This is a genomic window from Pseudomonas fluorescens, assembly GCF_001307155.1.
Taxonomy (GTDB): Bacteria; Pseudomonadota; Gammaproteobacteria; order Pseudomonadales; family Pseudomonadaceae; genus Aquipseudomonas; species Aquipseudomonas helvetica.
Genome location: NZ_CP012830.1, coordinates 595,694 through 616,448 on the forward strand (window position 1 = coordinate 595,694; position 20,755 = coordinate 616,448).

Annotated in this window: 19 protein-coding genes; 7 read left to right on the forward strand and 12 right to left on the reverse strand. The window is 58.9% G+C overall.

The window, feature by feature from the left end:
* Positions 1-2: 2 nt before the first annotated feature.
* Both AO353_RS02810 and AO353_RS02815 read right to left on the reverse strand, forming a co-directional pair.
* The gene (locus tag AO353_RS02810; protein WP_054593587.1) at positions 3-1,349 is read right to left on the reverse strand and encodes an ATP-binding protein; all 1,347 of its coding nucleotides are present in this window, start codon (positions 1,347-1,349) and stop codon (positions 3-5) included.
* On the reverse strand, positions 1,346-2,023 hold the full coding sequence (locus tag AO353_RS02815; protein WP_054593588.1) for a response regulator transcription factor: 678 nt from the start codon (positions 2,021-2,023) through the stop codon (positions 1,346-1,348). Before AO353_RS02815 ends, AO353_RS02810 begins: the two co-directional genes overlap by 4 nt.
* Positions 2,024-2,262: 239 nt before the next feature.
* Between AO353_RS02815 and AO353_RS02820 the strand changes: the two genes are divergently transcribed.
* Together AO353_RS02820 and AO353_RS02825 are read left to right on the forward strand one after the other, a co-directional pair.
* Positions 2,263-3,054 (forward strand): dienelactone hydrolase family protein, encoded by a 792-nt coding sequence (locus AO353_RS02820; RefSeq protein WP_054593589.1) that lies wholly within the window; start codon positions 2,263-2,265, stop codon positions 3,052-3,054.
* 224 nt (positions 3,055-3,278) lie between these two features.
* The gene (locus AO353_RS02825; RefSeq protein WP_054593590.1) at positions 3,279-4,004 is read left to right on the forward strand and encodes a 4'-phosphopantetheinyl transferase family protein; all 726 of its coding nucleotides are present in this window, start codon (positions 3,279-3,281) and stop codon (positions 4,002-4,004) included.
* A gap of 132 nt (positions 4,005-4,136) precedes the next feature.
* On the opposite strand, the gene AO353_RS02830 is transcribed toward AO353_RS02825, so the two are convergent.
* Both AO353_RS02830 and AO353_RS02835 read right to left on the reverse strand, forming a co-directional pair.
* Positions 4,137-5,747, reverse strand: coding sequence for an ATP-binding protein (locus AO353_RS02830; protein WP_054593591.1), 1,611 nt, complete (start codon positions 5,745-5,747; stop codon positions 4,137-4,139).
* Positions 5,744-6,469 carry a response regulator gene (locus AO353_RS02835; RefSeq protein ID WP_054593592.1) on the reverse strand — a complete coding sequence of 242 codons (726 nt, stop codon included), beginning with the start codon at positions 6,467-6,469 and terminating at the stop codon, positions 5,744-5,746. The genes AO353_RS02830 and AO353_RS02835 overlap by 4 nt, the downstream gene beginning before the upstream one ends.
* 730 nt (positions 6,470-7,199) lie before the next feature.
* On the opposite strand from AO353_RS02835, the gene AO353_RS02840 reads away from it, so the two are divergent.
* The gene (locus tag AO353_RS02840; protein WP_054593593.1) at positions 7,200-10,094 is read left to right on the forward strand and encodes a ribonucleoside-diphosphate reductase subunit alpha; all 2,895 of its coding nucleotides are present in this window, start codon (positions 7,200-7,202) and stop codon (positions 10,092-10,094) included.
* A gap of 172 nt (positions 10,095-10,266) precedes the next feature.
* Here the strand turns inward: AO353_RS02840 and flgE are convergent, their stop codons facing one another.
* The 6 genes from flgE to AO353_RS02870 form a co-directional block, all read right to left on the reverse strand.
* The gene (gene flgE / locus AO353_RS02845; RefSeq protein ID WP_054593594.1) at positions 10,267-11,598 is read right to left on the reverse strand and encodes a flagellar hook protein FlgE; all 1,332 of its coding nucleotides are present in this window, start codon (positions 11,596-11,598) and stop codon (positions 10,267-10,269) included.
* Positions 11,599-11,629: 31 nt separating this feature from the next.
* Positions 11,630-12,358, reverse strand: a complete 729-nt coding sequence (flgD, locus tag AO353_RS02850; RefSeq protein ID WP_054593595.1) for a flagellar hook assembly protein FlgD — start codon at positions 12,356-12,358, stop codon at positions 11,630-11,632.
* A 15-nt stretch (positions 12,359-12,373) separates the two neighbouring features.
* Entirely contained in the window at positions 12,374-12,817 is a 444-nt protein-coding gene (gene flgC, locus AO353_RS02855) for a flagellar basal body rod protein FlgC (protein ID WP_054593596.1), read from the reverse strand.
* 3 nt (positions 12,818-12,820) lie between these two features.
* The gene (flgB, locus tag AO353_RS02860; protein ID WP_054593597.1) at positions 12,821-13,228 is read right to left on the reverse strand and encodes a flagellar basal body rod protein FlgB; all 408 of its coding nucleotides are present in this window, start codon (positions 13,226-13,228) and stop codon (positions 12,821-12,823) included.
* Between the two features lie 249 nt (positions 13,229-13,477).
* On the reverse strand, positions 13,478-14,305 hold the full coding sequence (gene cheR, locus AO353_RS02865; RefSeq protein WP_054593598.1) for a protein-glutamate O-methyltransferase CheR: 828 nt from the start codon (positions 14,303-14,305) through the stop codon (positions 13,478-13,480).
* Positions 14,306-14,350: 45 nt separating this feature from the next.
* On the reverse strand, positions 14,351-15,283 hold the full coding sequence (locus AO353_RS02870; protein WP_054593599.1) for a chemotaxis protein CheV: 933 nt from the start codon (positions 15,281-15,283) through the stop codon (positions 14,351-14,353).
* Between the two features lie 81 nt (positions 15,284-15,364).
* Here AO353_RS02870 and flgA point away from each other — a divergent pair, with 81 nt between their 5' ends.
* The 4 genes from flgA (at position 15,365) to AO353_RS02890 (ending at position 17,962) form a co-directional block, all read left to right on the forward strand.
* Positions 15,365-16,126, forward strand: coding sequence for a flagellar basal body P-ring formation chaperone FlgA (gene flgA, locus AO353_RS02875; RefSeq protein ID WP_054593600.1), 762 nt, complete (start codon positions 15,365-15,367; stop codon positions 16,124-16,126).
* Between the two features lie 151 nt (positions 16,127-16,277).
* Positions 16,278-16,604, forward strand: a complete 327-nt coding sequence (gene flgM, locus AO353_RS02880) for a flagellar biosynthesis anti-sigma factor FlgM (protein WP_054598161.1) — start codon at positions 16,278-16,280, stop codon at positions 16,602-16,604.
* A gap of 48 nt (positions 16,605-16,652) precedes the next feature.
* Positions 16,653-17,120: a flagella synthesis protein FlgN gene (locus AO353_RS02885; protein WP_054593601.1), complete on the forward strand. Its 468-nt coding sequence runs from the start codon at positions 16,653-16,655 to the stop codon at positions 17,118-17,120.
* A gap of 95 nt (positions 17,121-17,215) precedes the next feature.
* A complete protein-coding gene (locus tag AO353_RS02890) occupies positions 17,216-17,962 on the forward strand; it encodes a flagellar brake protein (protein WP_054593602.1) in 747 nt (248 codons plus the stop codon).
* Positions 17,963-18,018: 56 nt separating this feature from the next.
* Here the strand turns inward: AO353_RS02890 and AO353_RS02895 are convergent, their stop codons facing one another.
* Together AO353_RS02895 and AO353_RS02900 are read right to left on the reverse strand one after the other, a co-directional pair.
* Complete coding sequence (locus AO353_RS02895; RefSeq protein WP_054593603.1) at positions 18,019-19,407, reverse strand: MFS transporter; 1,389 nt, start codon at positions 19,405-19,407, stop codon at positions 18,019-18,021.
* 71 nt (positions 19,408-19,478) lie between these two features.
* On the reverse strand, positions 19,479-20,720 hold the full coding sequence (locus AO353_RS02900) for a glutamine synthetase family protein (RefSeq protein ID WP_173859950.1): 1,242 nt from the start codon (positions 20,718-20,720) through the stop codon (positions 19,479-19,481).
* Positions 20,721-20,755: the final 35 nt, after the last annotated feature.

Consider the following 20,755-nt stretch of genomic DNA (forward strand, 5'->3'; position numbering starts at 1 on the left):
TTTCACACCACCGGAAAATGAATCCGGAATGCCGCGCCGCCCAAAGCTGAATCCCCCAGGGTCAACTGTGCGCCGTAGCTCTCGATGATGTCCTTGACCACCGCAAGGCCGATGCCCTGCCCCGGGTGCTGGCGGTCCAGCCGTTCGCCGCGCTGAAGAATCCGCGCACGTTGATCCGGCGGTACGCCCGGGCCGTCATCTTCGATGCACAGCTCCACACCATTCATGGTTTGCCGCAGGCTCACGCGCACTTCGCCCAGGCACAGGCGATAGGCGTTTTCCAGCAGGTTACCGAGCATTTCCAGCAAGGCGCCCTGCTCGATCGGCACGTAGCACGGGTTCGGCAGGTCGAACGAGGTCCGTACCTGCTTGTCGCGATAGACCTTGTCCAGAGTGTCGCAAAGGCTTTGCAGTACCGGCCGCAACCGCACCTGGTGACGCACCAGACCGCTTTTACGCAAGCTCGCGCGCTGCAACTGATAGCTGATCTGTTGGCTCATGCGCTCGATCTGCGATTGCAGCACCCACGCCTGCTCCCGATCTTCCGGCCGCTGGGCCATGTCTTCACTGACCCCTTGCAACACCGCCAACGGGGTTTTCAGGCTGTGGGCCAGATCATCCAGAGAGTCGCGGTAGCGACTGCGCTGCTCACGCTCGCTGCGCAGCAAACGGTTCAGCGAGCCGGTCAGGCGCAACAATTCGCGGGGGTGTTCTTCGCTGAGGCTTTCAAGGGCACCGTTCTCGATCTGGTCGAGTTCCTGGCTCAAGCGTTTCAAGGCCTGCAAACCCCAGGTCAGGCCGATCCACAGCAGCGACAGCAACACCAGCAACGCAGCGCCAAACCCCAGGTAGAGATTTTCCCGCAGGCCGTCGAGCGTCTGCTCGTACTCACGCACCGGCTGCAGCGCGACGATACTGAACGCTGCGCTTTTACCGCCGAGCAACTTGACCTCGACGTCATAAACGAAGAATTCCTGGCCGTTGGCCTCACGAATCCGCGCGAATTGATCGCCGTGTCCGTCGTAACGCGGTCGGTAACTGATGTCCTCATCATGAGTCGCCCGCGAGCGCCAGACCAGATGACCGTCGCGATCATAGATGTAGCCCAACAGACGACTGTCGGTGAGGTTGAGGAGCTCATCCGGCAACTGCGTGGGCATCACCAATCGGTTGTTTTCAACCCGCGCAGCAGATATCAGTGTGGTGACATCCGAGGCCAGGCGCTGCTTGATCGAATCTTGCAGCGCCAGGCTGAACGCGCCCTGCATGGCCGGCAACAAGGCCAGCATGAACAGCACCGCCAGTGTCGTGGCGGCCAGCATCAGGCGCAGGCGCAGCGATCGAATCACCGGCAGCGCTCGTTGAACAGGTAGCCCAGGCCACGCACGGTATCGATCGGCTTGAAGCCGGTCGGCCCTTCCAGCTTGCGCCGCAGACGACCGACCAGCACTTCGATCACGTTTGGATCACGCTCGTCGTCGTCCGGATAGAGCTGTTCCATCAAACGGTCCTTGGCGACCACCTGCTGGTGATGACGCATCAGGTATTCGAGGATCCGGTACTCGTAGGCGGTCAATGCCAACGGCTGCTCGTCGAGGGTCGCCTGCTTGCGATTGAGGTCCAACACCAGCGGCCCGGCAATGATGGTTGACTGGGTAAAACCGCTGGAGCGGCGCAGCAAGGCGTTCAGGCGCGCGTCCAGCTCTTCGAACTGGAACGGCTTGACCACGTAATCGTCGGCACCGGCGGCCAGGCCTTCGACCTTGTCCTGCCAGTTGCCGCGCGCGGTCAGGATCAGGATCGGAAAGGTCTTGCCTTGCGCACGCAGTTGGCGAATCAGGTCCAGCCCGCCCATGCCCGGCAAACCGAGGTCGATCACCGCCAGGTCATGGTTGAATTGCCCGGTCTGGTACAAGGCCTCTTCGGCATTGGCCACGGACTCGACCACGTGGCCATTGTCGGTCAGGCGGGTTTGCAGGTGATGACGCAACAGCGCTTCGTCTTCGACGACCAGCAGTTTCATAACGCTCTCCCAGGCAAAATCAACATCTCCACAGGTACCTCGCACCTCGATTGCTAATACGCCAGTAACGGTAACCTGATTCAACCAAGGTGTTTGGCAAAACCTGCTGCATCATCCCGGACAACCCTGACGAAGTAACCGATACCACAGTTGTGACTGTAGGTTAACCACAACCCGCTGAACTCGGACTGAACAGGATCGACTAGGCTGTCTGGACGTCTTTTAAAGGAGCATCAACCATGCGCGTATTGATCGCACTCGTTTTATTCGCCCTGAGCAGCCTCAGCCAAGCGGCAATCAAGACTCAGGAGATTCCTTACAAGAGTGCCGACGGGACTGAAATGATCGGCTATTACGCCTACGACGACAGCATTCAGGGGGCTCGCCCGGGCGTGGTGGTGGTCCATGAGTTCTGGGGGCTCAACGACTACGCCAAGCGCCGGGCCCGCGACCTCGCCGGGCTGGGCTACAGCGCGCTGGCGATCGATATGTATGGCAAAGGCAAAAACACCGAGCACCCGAATGACGCCATGGCATTCATGAATGAAGCGCTGAAAAACAGCGCAACGGCCAGTGCACGCTTCAATGCCGGGCTTGATCTGCTGAAAAAACAACCGCAGACCGACCCGAAAAAACTCGCGGCGATCGGTTACTGCTTCGGCGGCGGGATTGTCCTCGATGCCGCCCGCCAAGGGTCTCCGCTGGCGGGTGTGGTGAGTTTCCACGGCGTATTGGCGACCAACACCCCGGCGACGCCTGGCAGCGTCAAGGCCAAGCTACTGGTAGAGCACGGTGCTCTGGACAGCATGATCACCGCGGATCAAGTGGCAGCGTTCAAAACCGAAATGGACAAGGCTGGCGCCGACTATAAGTTCGTCAGCCTGAAAGGTGCCAAGCATGGTTTCAGCAATCCGGACGCTGATCGCCTGAGCCACGGCGATCACGGCGGCCCGGACATCGGCTACAACAAAGCCGCCGATGAAAGCTCGTGGGCGGACATGAAGGCCTTCTTCAAAAAAATCTTTGGCTAATCGCTGACTGCACCCACCTTGTGGCGAGGGAGCTTGCTCCCGCTGGGTCGCAAAGCGGCCCCCAAAACCTGCACATGCATTCACTCGAATGTACCAAGTACGCAGGGTTTGCGATGGCTACGCCATCGAGCGGGAGCAAGCTCCCTCGCCACAACAGCGCTGCGCGCCAGATGATTACTACGCGGCCACTACCCAGCGCCAGGTCAACCCGGCAAAATGCCGGGATGAACCCGCTCCCCGCTCTCCCCGCCTGCTGCAAACCGCTCGACGCCCACTGGCCGTTGCCTGATGCGCTGCCCGATACGGTGTTGCTCAGCACTCGTTTCGATCCGTCATTGCTGGTCTTCGACGACTTCCGGCGCAGCATCATCGAAGCGCCCCCCAGCATCCAGCGCTCGGTCGCCAAACGTCAGGCCGAGTTTCTCGCCGGGCGGGTGTGCGCCCGGGCCGCCTTGCAGCAACTGGAGGGTCTGGACTGCATTCCGGCGATTGGCGAGGACCGCGCGCCCGTGTGGCCGGCGCATATCTGCGGCTCGATCACCCACAGCACCGGCCGGGCCGCCGCTATTGTTGCGCGCAAGACGCATTGGCGCAGCTTGGGCATGGACCTGGAGAACCTGCTGAACGCCGAACGCGCCGAGCGTCTGGCCGCCGAGATCCTGACCCCGCCCGAGCTCGAACGCATGGCTGCGGGCCGTCAAGATCTGCTGGCGTTGTGGGTGACCCTGACCTTCTCGGTCAAGGAAAGCCTGTTCAAGGCGCTCTACCCTATCGTGCAGAAGCGCTTCTATTTCGAACATGCCGAAGTGCTGGAATGGGCCGACAGCGGGCATGTGCGCCTGCGCTTGTTGACCGACCTCTCCAGCGAATGGCATTACGGCACAGAACTGGATGCGCAATTTGGCGTGCACGATGGGCATTTGTTGAGCCTGGTCAGTATCAAGGCCTGAAGAACTTCAGTGCCTGTTCGACCGTCATCGCGGGCAAGCCTTGCTCCTACAGGTGTTGAGTCAATTGCGACCAACGCGAATCCGCAGCAGCAAAGCTTGCTCGCGATGAGGCCCTTACAGACGGTAAAGATCTCAGGGCTTCTCCTGATTCCTGGGCCAGCTCAGGCTGAAACACGCGCCACCCAGGCTTTTACTCTTGCTGATCAACGCCCGACCGCCATGCCAATGAACGATCCGGCGTACGATTGAAAGCCCCAGGCCGTGCCCGCCGGACGCTCGGGTGCGGCTGTCATCCAGACGTAAAAATGGCGTGAAGATCTTTTCCCAGGCACTTTCCGGTACGCCCGGCCCATCGTCTTCGACATCGACGCGACAACGCTGCTGCCCCACCTGATAACTGATCGACACCTGGGACTGGGCATGACGCATCGCGTTGCTCACAAGATTCTGCAACGCCCGGTGCAGGTAGCGCGGCTCAGCCTCGACCCAGGCGCCATCGCAATCGGCAGCCGACAGGCACAGGCCGCGATGCACCGTCACATCGGCGCGCAATGGCGCCAGTTCACCAATCACCTGATTGACCAAGGCATCGAGGTCGACGCGCTGGAAGTTCAGCGCTGGCGAACCCTGCTCCAACCGCGCATACGTGAGCATCTCGTCCACCAGGCCATCGAGATCCTGGATATCGTGATCCATGCCCTCAAGGTATTTCTCCCGCGCTTGTGGCGTGCTCGCCGTGCTGATCATCTCCAGTCCAAAACGCAACCGCGCAACAGGTGTGCGCAGCTCATGGGACACCGCGCGCACCAGCTCACGCTGAATCGCCAACAGTTGCTGAAGGTGCTCGGCCATGCCGTTGAACGCCGCCGCCAATCGCCCCACCGAATCCGCACCGCGTGCCGGCACGCGGGTTTCCAGGCTGCCTTTGGCGATCCGTGTGGCGGCCGACTCCAGACCTCGCAAGCGGCGCTCCAACTGGCGCACCAGCAAATAGACGATCAACCCGATCAGGCTCAGGCCCAATGCAGCGATCAGTACCAGCCACTCCGGCGGGTACGGGTTCATCTGGTACAGCGGGCCGATTTCCAGCACCCAGGGCGTACCGACCATCCCGGCAAACACCCGGATCGAATCGCCGCCCTTGCCCAGCGCCATCACCGTGTCGCCTTCAGAGACCCGACGGCTCTGGTCCTCGTCCATGTCGGCCTGATCGACCGTAATCAGTTGCAGCTCGAAGCCAAAGCCCTTGTCCTTCTTCAACGCCTCAAGACGCTTGGGCTGCTCGGCCACCGGGTAACGCACCAATTCATCGGCCAACAGGTAAATGGTCGCCCGCGCCAGTTGCTCGCTGATCTGTTGCACTTCTCCCGTCAGCACCAGCTGCTCTTTATCGCTGACCAAACGGTAGACTTTTGCCGCGTGCGGGCCGGTCTGCTCCACCAATGCCTGGCCGTGCAGCACCCGCGTGCGCTGGCTCAAGTCGAGGTCGGTCTGGGCGAACGTCTGCAAGCTCAAGGGAATGCCCAGCAAACGCTCCCACACCAGCAACGCTCGATGACGCTCGGTTTCGTTCATCGGTTGCAGATTGTCGGCCATCAAGGAAAACGTGCCGTGGGCCAGGCGTTCACGGTATTGCTCGCTGCGCACCTGGTTGAGCAGGTGCAAGGCCAGTACACCAAGCACCGCCACCAGAATCAGCGCGGCGCACATGCCGCCATAAATGCGCAGGAAGATCGAGTTCACAAGGGTTGATCTACACAGGCTTCAGGAACGAACAGATACCCCTTGCTGCGAATGGTCTTGATCAGTCGCGGATGGTCCGGGTCATCGCCGATCTTCGGCCGGATCCGCGAAATGCGCACATCGATCGAGCGATCCTGGCCGTCGTAGCCAATGCCTCGCAGCGCCGTGAAAATTTCCTCGCGGGACAGAATCCGCCCGGCGTTGGCCACCAGCAACCAGAGCAGATCGAACTCGGCACTGGTCAACTCGATGCCAGTGTCCTGCAGCCACGCCTCACGCAGCGCGTTGTCGACGACCAGCGGGCCGAACTGCAAGCGACGGAGTTTTTCCGGTGCCGCAGGCTCGGGTGCTTCACTGCGTCGCAGCAAGGCCTGGACACGCGCCAGCAACAAACGCGGGCGCACCGGTTTGCACACGTAGTCATCGGCGCCCATGTCCAGGCCCTGGATCTGGTCCATGTCGTCAGTGCGCGCCGTGAGCATCAGGATTGGTCCGTCGTAGTGATCACGAACCTTGCGGCAAATCGTCAGGCCGTCTTCGCCGGGGAGCATCAGGTCAAGGATCACCAGGTCCGGTTGCTCGGCGATAATCCGCGCCGCCGCCAGCGCTCCATTGCCTTCGAGGGTGACCCGCAGACCGTGGCTTTCGAGATACTCACGAGTCAACTCAGCCAGGCGCTGGTCATCCTCGACAATCAATACCTGCCAGGCTTCTTGCTCCACGGGTGACCTCTTTGCCGAACGCTATTAAGGAAGGCTCCACTCGTCTTTTTGTAATGATTGGAGTGGATAAGTCTGCGTATGCAGTGACCGATTGTAGCAACGCCTTACCTTGAGAACACAAGCTGGCAAATGCTCTCGGTAACTGCGTTTTTTTGTGATAGGGTTCGCGCCCTCAAAAATACGCCCAAGGCTATTTTTCAGGGCAAATTTCCATGACAAACGGTCCACCCCAGCAGGGTTGCGGCCTACACGCCGATTGACAGTTTCATACACATTTTACGCACAGCTTTATCCACAGGTAGTACATTGCAATCACCCCCCAAAACGCATTATCTTGTAGCTCGCGCTAAAAAAAACCCTACATGTAGGGGTTTACGCAAAAAACCAAACACAAATCAGACACCAAATTCAAGCGCTTTTATTGCCTCTGTCTGGTTGAACCAAACGTATTTTCAGAAGCCCAAACCGCACCTGCGGATGGCGACTGTTTTTTAGCCGCCAACGGCGAAAACGGTACGGGTGTTGCAGTCAATTACTGTCACCCAAACGGAATTCGGTTTTCGGCCCCAGGCTTGAGACCAAAGACTTCGGCAAGGAAGCGGCGCTCAACAGCCCCTTCCTGACTGTCCCGAAGTTGTTATGCCCGGCGCTTGCCGGTTGTAGTGCTTCAGGACGGAACGGTGGGCGCCTTCATGGTGCCCAAACAAACATAGAGAACGTGGAGACACCCATGCAAACCGACACAACTCGCGAGAACCCGCAGGGCACCGCGCCGATGGCCACTGATTCGAATTCGGATCTGTCCGCCACCGCGCCAGGCCAACTGCGCGTGATCAAGCGTAACGGCACTGTCGTTCCTTACACCGATGACAAAATCACCGTCGCCATCACCAAAGCGTTTCTCGCAGTTGAGGGCGGCACTGCTGCTGCCTCGTCGCGAATCCACGACACCGTTGCCCGCCTGACCGAACAAGTCACCGCGACCTTCAAGCGTCGCATGCCATCGGGCGGCACCATCCACATCGAAGAAATCCAGGACCAGGTCGAACTGGCCCTGATGCGTGCCGGCGAGCAGAAAGTCGCTCGTGACTACGTGATCTACCGTGACGCCCGCTCCAAAGAGCGCGCAGTACGCGCGCCTGCCGAGGAAGCGGTTCAAGCTCACCCGTCGATCCGCATCACCCGTGCCGACGGCACGTTTGCCCCTCTGGACATGGGCCGCCTGAACACCATCGTCACCGAGGCCTGCGAAGGTCTGGAAGAAGTCGACGGCGACCTGATCCAGCGCGAAACCCTGAAGAACCTCTACGACGGCGTGGCCCTGACCGACGTCAACACCGCGCTGGTGATGACCGCCCGTACGCTGGTCGAGCGTGAGCCGAACTACTCGTTCGTGACCGCGCGCCTGCTGATGGACACCCTGCGTGCCGAAGGCCTGAGCTTCCTGGAAGTTGCTGAAAGCGCAACTCACCACGAAATGGTCGACCTGTACGCCAAGGCCCTGCCTGCCTACATCGCCAAGGGTATCGAATTCGAATTGCTGAACCCGGTCCTGGCGACCTTCGACCTGGAAAAACTCGGCAAGGCGATCAACCACGAGCGCGACCAGCAGTTCACCTACCTGGGCCTGCAAACCCTGTACGACCGTTACTTCATCCACAAGGATGGCGTGCGTTTCGAACTGCCGCAGATTTTCTTCATGCGCGTGGCCATGGGCCTGGCGATCGAAGAGAAGAACAAGGAAGACCGTGCGATCGAGTTCTACAACCTGTTGTCGTCCTTCGACTACATGTCCTCGACCCCGACCCTGTTCAACGCCGGCACCCTGCGTCCTCAGCTGTCGAGCTGCTACCTGACCACCGTGCCGGATGACCTGTCGGGCATCTACCACGCGATCCACGACAACGCCATGCTGTCGAAATTCGCTGGCGGCCTGGGCAACGACTGGACCCCGGTTCGCGCATTGGGCTCGTACATCAAGGGCACCAACGGCAAATCCCAGGGCGTTGTTCCGTTCCTGAAAGTAGTGAACGACACCGCTGTCGCCGTCAACCAGGGTGGCAAGCGCAAAGGCGCTGTCTGCGCTTACCTGGAAACCTGGCACATGGACATCGAGGAGTTCATCGAACTCCGCAAGAACACTGGTGATGACCGTCGTCGTACCCACGACATGAACACTGCCAACTGGATCCCTGACCTGTTCATGAAGCGCGTCTTCGATGACGGCAAATGGACCCTGTTCTCGCCGTCCGAAGTTCCGGACCTGCACGACCTGACCGGCAAGGCCTTCGAAGAACGCTACGAGTACTACGAAGCCCTGACCGAGTACCCAGGCAAGGTCAAGCTGTTCAAGACCATCCAGGCCAAAGACCTGTGGCGCAAAATGCTCTCCATGCTGTTTGAAACCGGCCACCCATGGCTGACGTTCAAAGACCCATGCAACCTGCGCAGCCCACAGCAGCACGTTGGCGTGGTTCACAGCTCGAACCTGTGCACCGAGATCACCTTGAACACCAACAAGGACGAGATCGCCGTTTGCAACCTGGGCTCGATCAACCTGCCGAACCACATCGTCAACGGCAAGCTGGACACCGCCAAGCTGGAACGTACCGTGAACACCGCCGTTCGCATGCTCGATAACGTTATCGACATCAACTACTACTCGGTGCCACAAGCGAAGAACTCCAACTTCAAGCACCGTCCGGTCGGCCTGGGCATCATGGGCTTCCAGGACGCTTTGTACCTGCAGCACATCCCTTACGGTTCCGACGCGGCTGTCGAGTTCGCCGACAAGTCGATGGAAGCGGTCAGCTACTACGCGATCCAGGCTTCCTGCGACCTGGCTGACGAGCGTGGCGCTTACGAGACGTTCCAGGGTTCGCTGTGGTCCAAAGGCATCCTGCCGCTGGATTCGCAACAGATCCTGATCGATCAGCGTGGCCAGAAGTACATCGACGTTGACCTGAACGAAACCCTGGACTGGGCGCCGGTGCGTGCTCGCGTACAGAAAGGTATTCGTAACTCCAACATCATGGCCATCGCACCGACCGCGACCATCGCCAACATCACTGGCGTCTCGCAGTCGATCGAACCGACCTACCAGAACCTCTATGTGAAATCGAACCTGTCGGGCGAATTCACCGTGATCAACCCGTACCTGGTTCGCGACCTCAAGGCTCGCGGTCTGTGGGACTCGGTCATGATCAACGACCTGAAGTACTACGACGGTTCCGTGCAGCAGATCGAACGCATCCCGCAAGAACTCAAAGAGCTCTACGCGACTGCCTTCGAAGTCGACACCAAGTGGATCGTTGACGCGGCCAGCCGTCGTCAGAAGTGGATCGACCAGGCTCAGTCGCTGAACCTGTACATCGCCGGCGCATCGGGCAAGAAGCTCGACGTGACCTACCGCATGGCTTGGTACCGTGGCCTGAAAACCACTTACTACCTCCGTGCCCTGGCCGCGACCAGCACCGAGAAGTCGACCATCAACACCGGCAAGCTGAACGCTGTTTCCAGCGGCGGCAACCACGGTGACGACTCGGTCCTGGCAGCTCCAGCCGGTCCTGCTCCAGTACCGAAGGCGTGCGCCATCGACGAGCCGGATTGCGAAGCCTGCCAATAAGCTGAGCCGGTAAGCGCCACAAGGTGCTTACCTGAAACCCCCGATCAGTCTTCTGGACTGGTCGGGGGTTTTCTTTTGCGTAGGAGCTGGGGGGCGCCTACAGGTTTGCCTCAGGCACAAAAAAGCCCCTCTTGCGAGGGGCTCCTTGTGTAGCGCTATCAACCAACCAGCATCAGGTCATCTGAATGATGGTCTGCATGATGGTGCTCTGGGTGGAGATGGTCTTGGCGTTCGCCTGGTAGTTGCTCTGCGCCTTGATCAGGTTGACCAGTTCGTTGGTCAGGTTGACGTTGGACTCTTCCAGGGAGTTGGACTGAATCGAACCCAGGGACCCGGTTTCCGGAGCATCGTAGCCAGGGATACCCGAGGCGAACGTTTCTTTCCAGCTGGTGCCACCCACAGCTTGCAGGCCTTGTTCGTTGGTGAAGCTGGCCAGTGCAACCTGGCCGATGGCCTTGCTCTGGTTGTTGCTGAAGTTGGCGAACAGGGTGCCGGTGCCGTCGATGGTCAGGTTGGTGATCTGGCCGGTAGCATAACCATCCTGAGCCGGGATAGAGCGGGCAGAGTCGGCATTGAACTGCGTGGTGTTGGTCATCGAAATGACCATGCCGCTAGCGCTTGGTGCCGCGCCGTTGGCCGCCCACACACCGTTGGTGACCTTACCCGGCACCCAGTTGGCCAACGTCACGGTGTTGGCTGCGTTAGGGGCCGCAGGCGTCGCCGGTGGTGTCGCCACCGAGACCAGTTTGCCGGCGGTATCAAACGTGATGGTCGTAGCAATCGGGGCGGTGACTTTCGGGTCGCTGCCGGTGGCATCCGGGTTGCGACCGTCTACCAGGGTGTAGGTCTTCCACGTGTTGGCGCCGGTCTTCACCATGTATTGATCCATGACGTGCGAGTTGCCCTGGCTGTCATAGATCGGCGTACTGAACGATTTGGTGTAGGTGGCGAGGGTGTTTGGATTGAATGGAGTACCGGTGGCCACCGTGTCGTCAATCACCGGAGCCGTCGAATCCAGGTTGATCGTCGAGGACACGGTCGACGTCGGTTTTGGCGCCAGATTCGAAGTGTCGATCTTAAGATCAGTCAACACGCCGTTGATGACCTTGCCATTGGCGTCCACACCGTAACCCTGCAAACGGGCAGTTTGATTGGTATTGGTGATGAAGCCATCCTTGTCGACCTTGAACGTACCGGCACGGGTGTAGGTCGTCGAACCGTTATTGCTCAGGGTGAAGAAACCCGAGCCATTGATACCCATGTCCAGCACGTTGCCGGTGTTGTTGATATCACCCTGGGTGAACTGCTGGGATACGTTGGCCAGACTTACGCCGCTGCCGACGACTTTACTACCACTACCCAGCTTGGTTGCCGAGTAGACATCGGCGAACTCGGCGCGCGAGGATTTGAAACCGGCGGTCGCAACGTTGGCGATGTTGTTACCGGTCACGTCCAGTTGTTTGTTGGCTGCATAGAGACCGCTAAGGCCGATATTGAAAGACATATTCCACTCCTTTATGCCGCGTTAGCCGGCTCTATAGACCAATGGTTTGAACTTTGGACAGGGCGATAGGGCCCAGACCTGCAAGATTGAGCATCAACTCGCCGCCGGTTTGGCTCAGCGTCACGCTGTTGACCGTTGCTGGCAGGTAGGTGGCCAGATCGGTCGCCGTGCCGTTGATCGGCGCATTGGCCTTGACGGTATAAGTGCCCGCAGCGACTGCGGCGCCGCTATTGTCGTTACCGTCCCAAGTGAAGCTGGCGCTGCCTGCAGGCTGAGTGCCCAGGTTAAGGGTTCTCACAACCTTTCCGCTGGCATCGCTGATAGTCACCGTTCCATCGGCGATGGACGATGTCAGGTTCACCGTACCGGTCAGGCCCTTGCTCGGGTCGCTGATCTGGGCGGTGCTGGTTTGCGCAATCACCGAACGACCCACCAGAGAAGAAGCCTGCAAGGCCTGGGAAGAGCTGAAATTACTGGCCATGGAACTCACAGTCGTATTGAGGGAAGTGATCCCTTCAAGACTGCTGAACTGCGCCAGTTGAGCCACGAATGCGCCGTTGTCCTGCGGCGAAAGCGGGTTCTGGTTCTTCAACTGCGTCACCAGCAACTGCAGGAACGCGTCCTTGCCCAGTGCCTTGCCGCCAGTCGCGCTACTGGTTGCTGCGGAAAGGCCATTCGCGGCCTTACCGGTGCTCTTGACCGAGGAGTTCGCCAGCAGGTCGGTCATGCTCAGGCCGCCGGTGGAATCGGTAACGCTCATAAAAATCGCCCCTTATCACTGACCGAGGGTCAGGACCTTCTGCATCATGGTTTTGGCGGTGTTCATCATTTCCGCGTTGGTCTGGAACGAACGACTGGCAGAAATCATGTCGGCCATTTCCTCCACCACGTTGACGTTGGGGTAATACACGTAACCCTTGGCGTCAGCCGCCGGATGGTTCGGCTCGTAGCGCGCTTCGAGGTTGCTTTGATCTTCGACTACGCCGAGTACCTGCACGCCCTGGCCTGCGGCATCCTGATTCTGGAACAGCGAATTGCTGCCACCGGACTGACCGCCCTGGAACATGGTGGCAAACACCGGGTGACGGGCACGGTAGGTCTGATCGATGCTCGAAGAGACGGTCTCGGCGTTGGCGATGTTACTGGCGACGGTGTTCAAGCGAGTGGTTTGAGCACTCATGCCGCTACCGGCAATGTTGAATACACTGGACAGAGACATGGATTACTCCCCGCGCAGGGCTGATACCAGCCCTTTGAATTTGCTGTTGAGCAGCGTGAAGCTGGCCTGGAAGTTGACCGCGTTTTGCGCGTAGTTCGACTGTTCCAGTTGGGCATCCACGGTGTTTTGGTCAATCGACGGTTGCATCGGCGTGCGATACAGCAGCGACTCCTCACCACTGCTCATACCCTGGGCTTCGATATGACGGCTATTGGTCATGTTCAAAGCAAAGGTGCCGTTCTTGTTCTTGTCGTTCTGGGCGGCCAGCACCGACGAGAAGTCCAGATCCCGAGCCTTGTAGTTCGGGGTATCGGCGTTGGCAATGTTGTTGGCCAGGACTTCGGCACGCTGAGCGCGGAAGCCCAGGGCTTGTTCGTGGATACCGAGCGCTTTATCGAAGCTGATGCTCATGTCGGAAACCTTTGGGTGACCTGATTTTTCGTAACAGGGTTATAGCAAGCCCCGTGCCAGCTTCTAAAACCCCATAAACCGGGGCTTTGCGAGCGGCGGCAAAGCGGCAATGCCAGAAAAGCGGCAACGGATTTCCGGCGCCTGCCGCTTTTCTGCCGCCTGCCCTCCCAAAGTTCCTACAAAGAAGACAAAAAAAACGGGAGCCCCTGAGGACTCCCGTTATTTTTTTCAGTACCGACGACTGGCCAATCACTTCGCCTGATAGATGATCCCCGGGCTGCACTGAACCATCTGATAATGATCCGGCAAACCGTTCAACGCTTCGGAAGCCCCCAGGAACAGATAACCGCCCGGCTTCAGCGTGCTGTGAATCCGCAGCAGAATGTCTTTCTTCACTTCGGCAGAGAAGTAGATCAATACGTTGCGGCAGAACACGATGTCGAACTTGCCGAGACTGGCGTAGCTGTCCAGCAGGTTGAACGAGCGGAACTCCACCCGACTCTTGATCGGTGCCTTGATCGCCCAACGCCCCGGCCCTTTCGGATCGAAGTAGCGTTGCAGGCGCTCCGGCGAAAGACCTCGACCGATCGCCAGGCTGTCGTACTCACCAGTCTTGCAGTTGGTCAACATGGTCCCGGACAGGTCGGTGGCAACGATCTGCACCCCCATCTTCAACTGCCCCATATTGACCCGCTCGAACTCGTCGATCGACATCGACAGCGAATACGGTTCCTGCCCGGACGAGCACGCCGCCGACCAGATCCGCAGGCGCTGCCCGGGACTGGCCTTGATGGACTCAGGCAGCACTTTGTTCTTCAAGACTTCAAACGGATAGGTGTCACGAAACCAGAGGGTTTCGTTCGTCGTCATCGCGTCCACCACCATCTCGCGCAAACCACTGCGCGGTTGGGTCTGCATCCGCTGCACCAACTCACCCAAGGACTTGATGCCTTGCTGTTCCATCAGTTTGTTGAGACGGCTCGACACCAGATACTGCTTGTTCTCACCGAGCAAAATGCCACAGGCTTTTTCCAGGAAGACCCGGAACTGTTCGAAATCCAAATTACCCGTAGACAATGATGCCGCCTCTTAAATCGTATTGACCGCCAGGAGCGAAGGCCACTAGCTGATATCTGCTGCTTTGATCCGGTCGACTACCCGGGATGCCAGGTCATCAGGACGGAATTTGGCAAGGAAGTCATCGGCACCGACTTTCTTCACCATCGCCTGATTGAATACACCTGACAACGAAGTATGCAGGATGATATGGAGCTTTTGCATGCGAGGGTCACTGCGGATCTCGCTCGTAAGGGTGTAGCCGTCCATTTCGGGCATTTCGATGTCGGAAATCATCATCAGAAACTCTTCTTCCGGCTTCTTGCCCTCATCGACCAGTTTGCGCAGGTAATCCAGCGCTTGCCGGCCGTCGTTCAACGCAACGACTTCAACCCCCACCGTTTGCAGGCAACGCGAGACCTGCTTGCGCGCCACCGACGAGTCATCGACCGTGAGCACTCGCAACGAAATCGCCTTGTGCTGGGTCTCGGCATCGATCACGCCCACCGAAATCACATCCGACGTCGGTGCAACTTCCGCCAGGACCTTTTCCACGTCGATGATTTCGACCAACTGATTGTCGACTCGAGTCACTGCGGTCAGGTAATGATCGCGACCCGTGCCCTTGGGCGGCGGATGGATTTCTTCCCAATTCATGTTGACGATCCGCTCGACCGACCTCACCAAAAAACCCTGGGTCTTGGTGTTGTACTCCGTGATGATCACGAAGGGATTGCTTTGATCCTGCAACCCGCCTGAGCCGGTCGCCATTGCCAGATCCAGAATCGGAATGGTTGCCCCACGAATATTCGCCACACCGCACACGACAGGACTGGACTTGGGCATCAGGGTCAGTTTGGGGCATTGCAGCACCTCCCGAACCTTGAACACGTTGATCCCGTAAAGCTGCTGGCCGTCGAGACGGAACAACAACAGCTCCAGGCGATTCTGCCCTACCAGTTGCGTGCGCTGGTTAACCGAATCCATTACACCAGCCATGCCCAGACTCCTACACCAACGCTAAGTGTGTTGCGACGCACATTCATCACTAAACGGCACGGCGCTTGCTTTTTAACTGCCATGAACACAAAAACGACATTTTCCCGACGCCTGACATCAATGTGCCGTAAATTCCTCGGCGCCCTGTCAGCCGTATGCCTGTTGAACGTTGGCAGCCCTGCCTTTGCTGACCCGGTTACCTTGCCTGATCTACTTATCGGCGTCACTCAGGGCTTTCTTGAATTCACCGTAGAAGACTATCTGGCCACCAGCCAAACCGCAGGGCGCTACGAAATCGAAGTCAACAAGCTCGACCCGCGCATGCACATGCCGGCGTGCGACAGGGAATTGACAGCGACATTGGAGAGCCCCGCTATACCTCTGGGCCGGGTTACGGTGAAAGTCCGTTGCGATGGCGTCTCCCCCTGGACAGTCTTCGTACCCGCTCAAGTCCGCCTGTTTCGCGAGGTCGTCACGACCACCCGCCCCCTCAAACGAGCCGGAATCATCGACCCTTCGGATGTCATGTTGCGTGAGCGCGATATCAGCCTGATCAATCAGGGATATCTGACAAACGTCGATCAAGCCATCGGACAAAAACTTGTCCGACCAATGGTCAGCGATCAAGTGATTACGCTTGTTCATCTGGAGCAGGCAGAAGTCGTGCGCAAGGGTGATCAGGTGGTCATCACCGCCCGCAGCGGCACGCTCAGCGTGCGGATGCCGGGTGAGGCGCTGTCCAATGGCGGCCTTAACGAACAGATCAGAGTCAAAAACCTCAACTCCCAACGGGTCATCAAGGCGCAAGTCATGGCCCCGGGGCAGGTGGAAGTCTCCATGTAGATAACTGGCGCACAACCGTCCTGTTCCCTAAACTGTGCCTCACGCAGGGCAAATACCGACGCGCCCGGGCTCATCGACTATTGAGCCTAAAGTTTTCCCGGGCATGGCCGAAAACATGGCAAGCGTCCAAATTCCCAGAGGTTTTTTTATCATGGTCATCGATTTCAGCCGTTTAAACAGCTCCCCCACGCTCGCAAGCAGCACGCGGGCCAGCGTCAGCAAGGACACCGGCGATGCCGGCAAATCCGCGCCGCTGAGCACCTCGACCGAACAGGTCGGTGCCACCCAAAGCGGGGAATCGGTACACCTCAGCAATGAGGCTCAACAGTTGCAGAAGATCACTGACAAGCTGCACGATCAGCCTGCCGTCGACAACGCCCGCGTGGCCGAGTTGAAAGCAGCGATTGCCGATGGCAGCTATAAGGTCGACAGCAACCGTGTAGCCAGCAAACTGCTTAATTTCGAAGCCCAGCGCTAGCCAAAGGCCTGCGCCAGGCTTTTGGACGCTTAAAACCCAAGGCCAGCCATGCACGACACTCATTTACTGCAACTGATCACCGATGACCTCGCTCCAGCGCAACAGTTGCTGGAGCTGCTGAAGACCGAATCCCTCGCCCTGCACGGCCGTGACATGCCGCTGCTCGAAGAGATTCTGGCGCAGAAACAGGGGTTGATCATTCTGCTGGAACAGCATGGCCGCAAACGCAGCGAACTTCTCGCGAGCCTGAATCTGCCTGCCAACCGCGCAGGCCTGGAGCAGTTCGCCGCCCACTCAAGTATCGGCGATCAGTTGCTGACCCAAAGCGACGCCCTGACCCAACTGCTTGCAGATTGCCAAACCGCCAACGAGCTCAACGGCCGCTCGATCCAGGTGCAACAAGCCACCACCGCCAATCAGTTGAAAATCCTCAACGGTGGCGAGTCTCCGACCCTTTATGACGCTCGCGGATCAACCGCAATGCTGGTGAAACCCCGCGCGCTCAGTCAGGCTTGAACTCATAAATAAGCGTGCTCTATCAAGGCACGAAACATGCTGGCAGAATGCTAGCTCTTGCGTGTGATCGTATTCTGTCTGGAGATTGATAAACCGTGTTCAACGCCTCAAGCGCGGAAGATGCTCCGCAGCCACCCAAGGTGCTCAGCACCCCGCTGGAAATCACCGGCAACCTGCGGATGCTGCAAGAGAGCCATGATCCCCTGATCATCACGTTCCATGAACGCAGCCAGCGATTTCAGAGCTACCTGATCGATATCGATCGCGACAGCAACATGATCGCCCTGGACGAAATGATCCCCCGCGATGGTGAGCGCTTCCTGCTTGCCGGCGAAGCTTTTCGGGTTGAAGGCTTTCATGAAGGCGTACGTATTGCTTGGGAAAGCAACGGCACACTGACCATCGACGAGTCCAACGGTGGCCGCTGCTACCGTGGCACGCTGCCCGATGAAGTGGTTTACCACCAGCGTCGCAATGCGTTTCGCGCAGCCTTGAAACTGGCACAACTGGTAAACATCGAACTCGGTGGCGAAAAGCTCAAGACGCCTGTCAGCGGTAAACTGCTGGATATCTCGGCGACGGGTTGCAAGCTGCGCTTTGATGGCGACATCACCAGCGGACTTCAATTGGGTCAGGTCTATGAACGCTTCATCGCCGCCCTGCCCTTCGGCAGCATGACCGCACCGGTCGAGCTGCGTTATCTGCATCACGAAGAGAAAATCGACACCACTTTCGCCGGCGTACGCTTTCACAACATGAGCGGGCTGGTGCAGCGTCAGGTCGAGCGCTTCGTCTATCAGTTGCAACGCGAAGCGCGCCGCTTCGACAAAGACGACATCTGATCCAGACGCTTGAAAAAACGGGCAGTCCCTTGCGGTGACTGCCCGTTTTTTTTGCCCTAAGGCCTGGCCTCGGTAAAGCTTTTCGGGCGCTCCGCCCCCGGATCATCAGTCTGTTCATCAGCGCTGTCGGTGTCCTGAGCTTCGGACTTTGCATCCTGCTCAGGATCCGGATCAGGGCTCGCGCCATTTTGCATCTGGTCATGCACGACCTGCTCATCGACCCGCGGGTCGAGAGCTGCCACCAGTGGCGAACTCGACATGCTGTCCGGCATCGCCACGTGATGCAGCGGCGCGTCTTCCACCTGATGCAGATTGGTCACCGCTTTCGGCCGGATGCGCCATACCAGCACTACTGCGAAGAAACTGAAGAACGCGTACAACATCTGACTGCCGAACAACTTCATCAGCACACCCGCCACCAGCGGACCGATGCTCGCCCCCACACCGTAGGTCACCAGCAACATGGCGGTCAGCGATACCCGCCGATCACCCTCGACGTGGTCGTTGGAAAACGCCACCGCCAACGGGTACAGACAGAACTGCACCAGCGAGCAGGCGAAGCCAGCGATAAACAGCACCTCAAGCGGCACCTGCGGCATGATCGCCAACGGCAACGCCGCCAGCGCCAGGCAAAAGGCAAAACTGCGAATCAGTACGGCCCGATCATAACGATCCGACAACCAGCCCAACGGCCACTGCACCAGCAACCCGGCAAAAATGCAGCTACCCATGAACAGACCGACCTGCTCAGTGGAAAGCCCTTGCTGGGACGCGTACAACGGCGCCAGACCATAGAACGAACCGACGATCAGGCCAGCGCCGAGCACCGTACTGAGAGACTGCGGAACCCGCTTCATGAAAAAGCGCGGCTCCATCGGCGCCGGGTGCAAGGGCGCCGGGTGAATCCGCCGCGTCAGCGCGACCGGCACCAGGCACAGCGCAAAACACAACGCCACCAGCATCAGCAATTCCAGCCCCAGGGACGGGTGCATGACCAGAATCAACTGGCCCAGCACCAGCCCCAGGTACGAAGCGATCATGTAGCCGCTGAACACCAGCCCGCGCTGCTTGGCTTCGGCCTGCTCGTTCAGCCAGCTCTCGATGACCATGTATTGGCACATCATGCCCAGACCAACGACCATCCGCAGCACCAGCCAGGCCGGTAGCCAATCGATCAGACCGTGCCCCAGCACCGCCGCACCGACGATCCCGGCACAGGCCGAGTAGGCCCGGATATGACCGACCCGTGCGATCAACCGGTGACCGATTTTTCCGCCCAGCACCAGGCCGAAATAGTTGGCCGCCATCAGCGCCCCGACCCACAGACTGTCGACATGGTCCGCTGCCAGGCGCAGGCCCAGGTACGTACTGAGGAGGCCCGAGCCGATCAACATCATCAGCGAGGCGAAATAAAGCGCTCGAAAGGATTTCAGGATTTGGCGCATCGGCGTTCCGAGCGGCTCCTTGCAGTGAGTACCGGGCTACCGACAACGATAGCCCGACAGCGACGAATCGGTTAGGCCTGGGCGGCCAAAACACGCCGCTCCCAGGGAGTGATTTCATCAAGAAAACTGCTCAACTCCATGGTCTTCGAAGCGATGTAGCCTTCGATGAACTCCTTGCCAAACAGTTCCTTCGCCAATTGGCTACGTGTCAGACGCTCAAGAGCAGCATGCAAGGTACACGGCAACGACAAACTGTCCGGCACTTCAAACTGGCCTTGAATGGCCGGCGTCGGCTCCAGTTCGTTTTCAATGCCATACAACCCGGCCGCCAGACTGGCGGCAATCGCCAGATACGGATTGGCATCGGCGCCCGGTAGACGGTTCTCGACCCGACGCGCTTCTGGCGAGCTGGCTGGAATCCGCAAACCCGCCGCCCGATTGTCATAAGACCAACAGGCATTATTCGGCGATGCGTAAGGATGGCACAGACGCTGGTAAGAGTTCACGTTCGGCGCAAACAACGCCGTGAAATCTGCCATCCCTGCCTGCTGGCCACCGATGAAATGACGGAAGATTGCAGTCGGCTGTCCAGCGTCATCGCTGAACACATTTCGGTCCGTACCCGCCTCGACGATGCTCTGGTGAATGTGCATCGAACTGCCCGGCGTATGCGCCAGTGGCTTGGCCATGCAGACCACGGTCAGGTGGTGCTTGAGCGCGACTTCCTTGAGTAGATGCTTGAACAGGAATGTCTGGTCGGCCAGCAGCAGCGGATCACCGTGCAGAAGATTGATTTCGAACTGGCTGACGCCCATCTCGTGCATGAAGGTATCGCGCGGCAAACCCAGGGCTGCCATGCATTCGTAGACTTCATTGAAGAACGGGCGCAAACCGTTGTTGGAGCTGACACTGAATGCCGAATGACCTTCCTCGCGACGTCCGTCCAGTCCAACCGGCGGCTGGAAAGGCTGGGTCGGGTCGGTGTTCGGTGCAAAAACAAAGAACTCCATCTCGGTTGCCACCACGGGCGCCAAACCGCGAGCAGCATAACGGGCGATCACCGCTTTCAACTGACCGCGAGTCGAGAGACGCGAGCTTTCCCCGCTCAACTCATTGGCATCGCAAATGGCCAACGCGCGGGGCTGCTTGCTCCAGGGCAAACGGTGAATCTGTTTCGGATCGGCATTGAGCGCTAGGTCGCCGTCGTCACTGCCGTAAAATCGTGCCGGCGGATAACCGCCCATGATGCATTGCAGCAGCACGCCACGCGCCATTTGCAAACGCCGTCCCTCAAGGAATCCTTCTGCGGTCATGACCTTGCCACGCGGCACGCCATTGAGATCCGGGG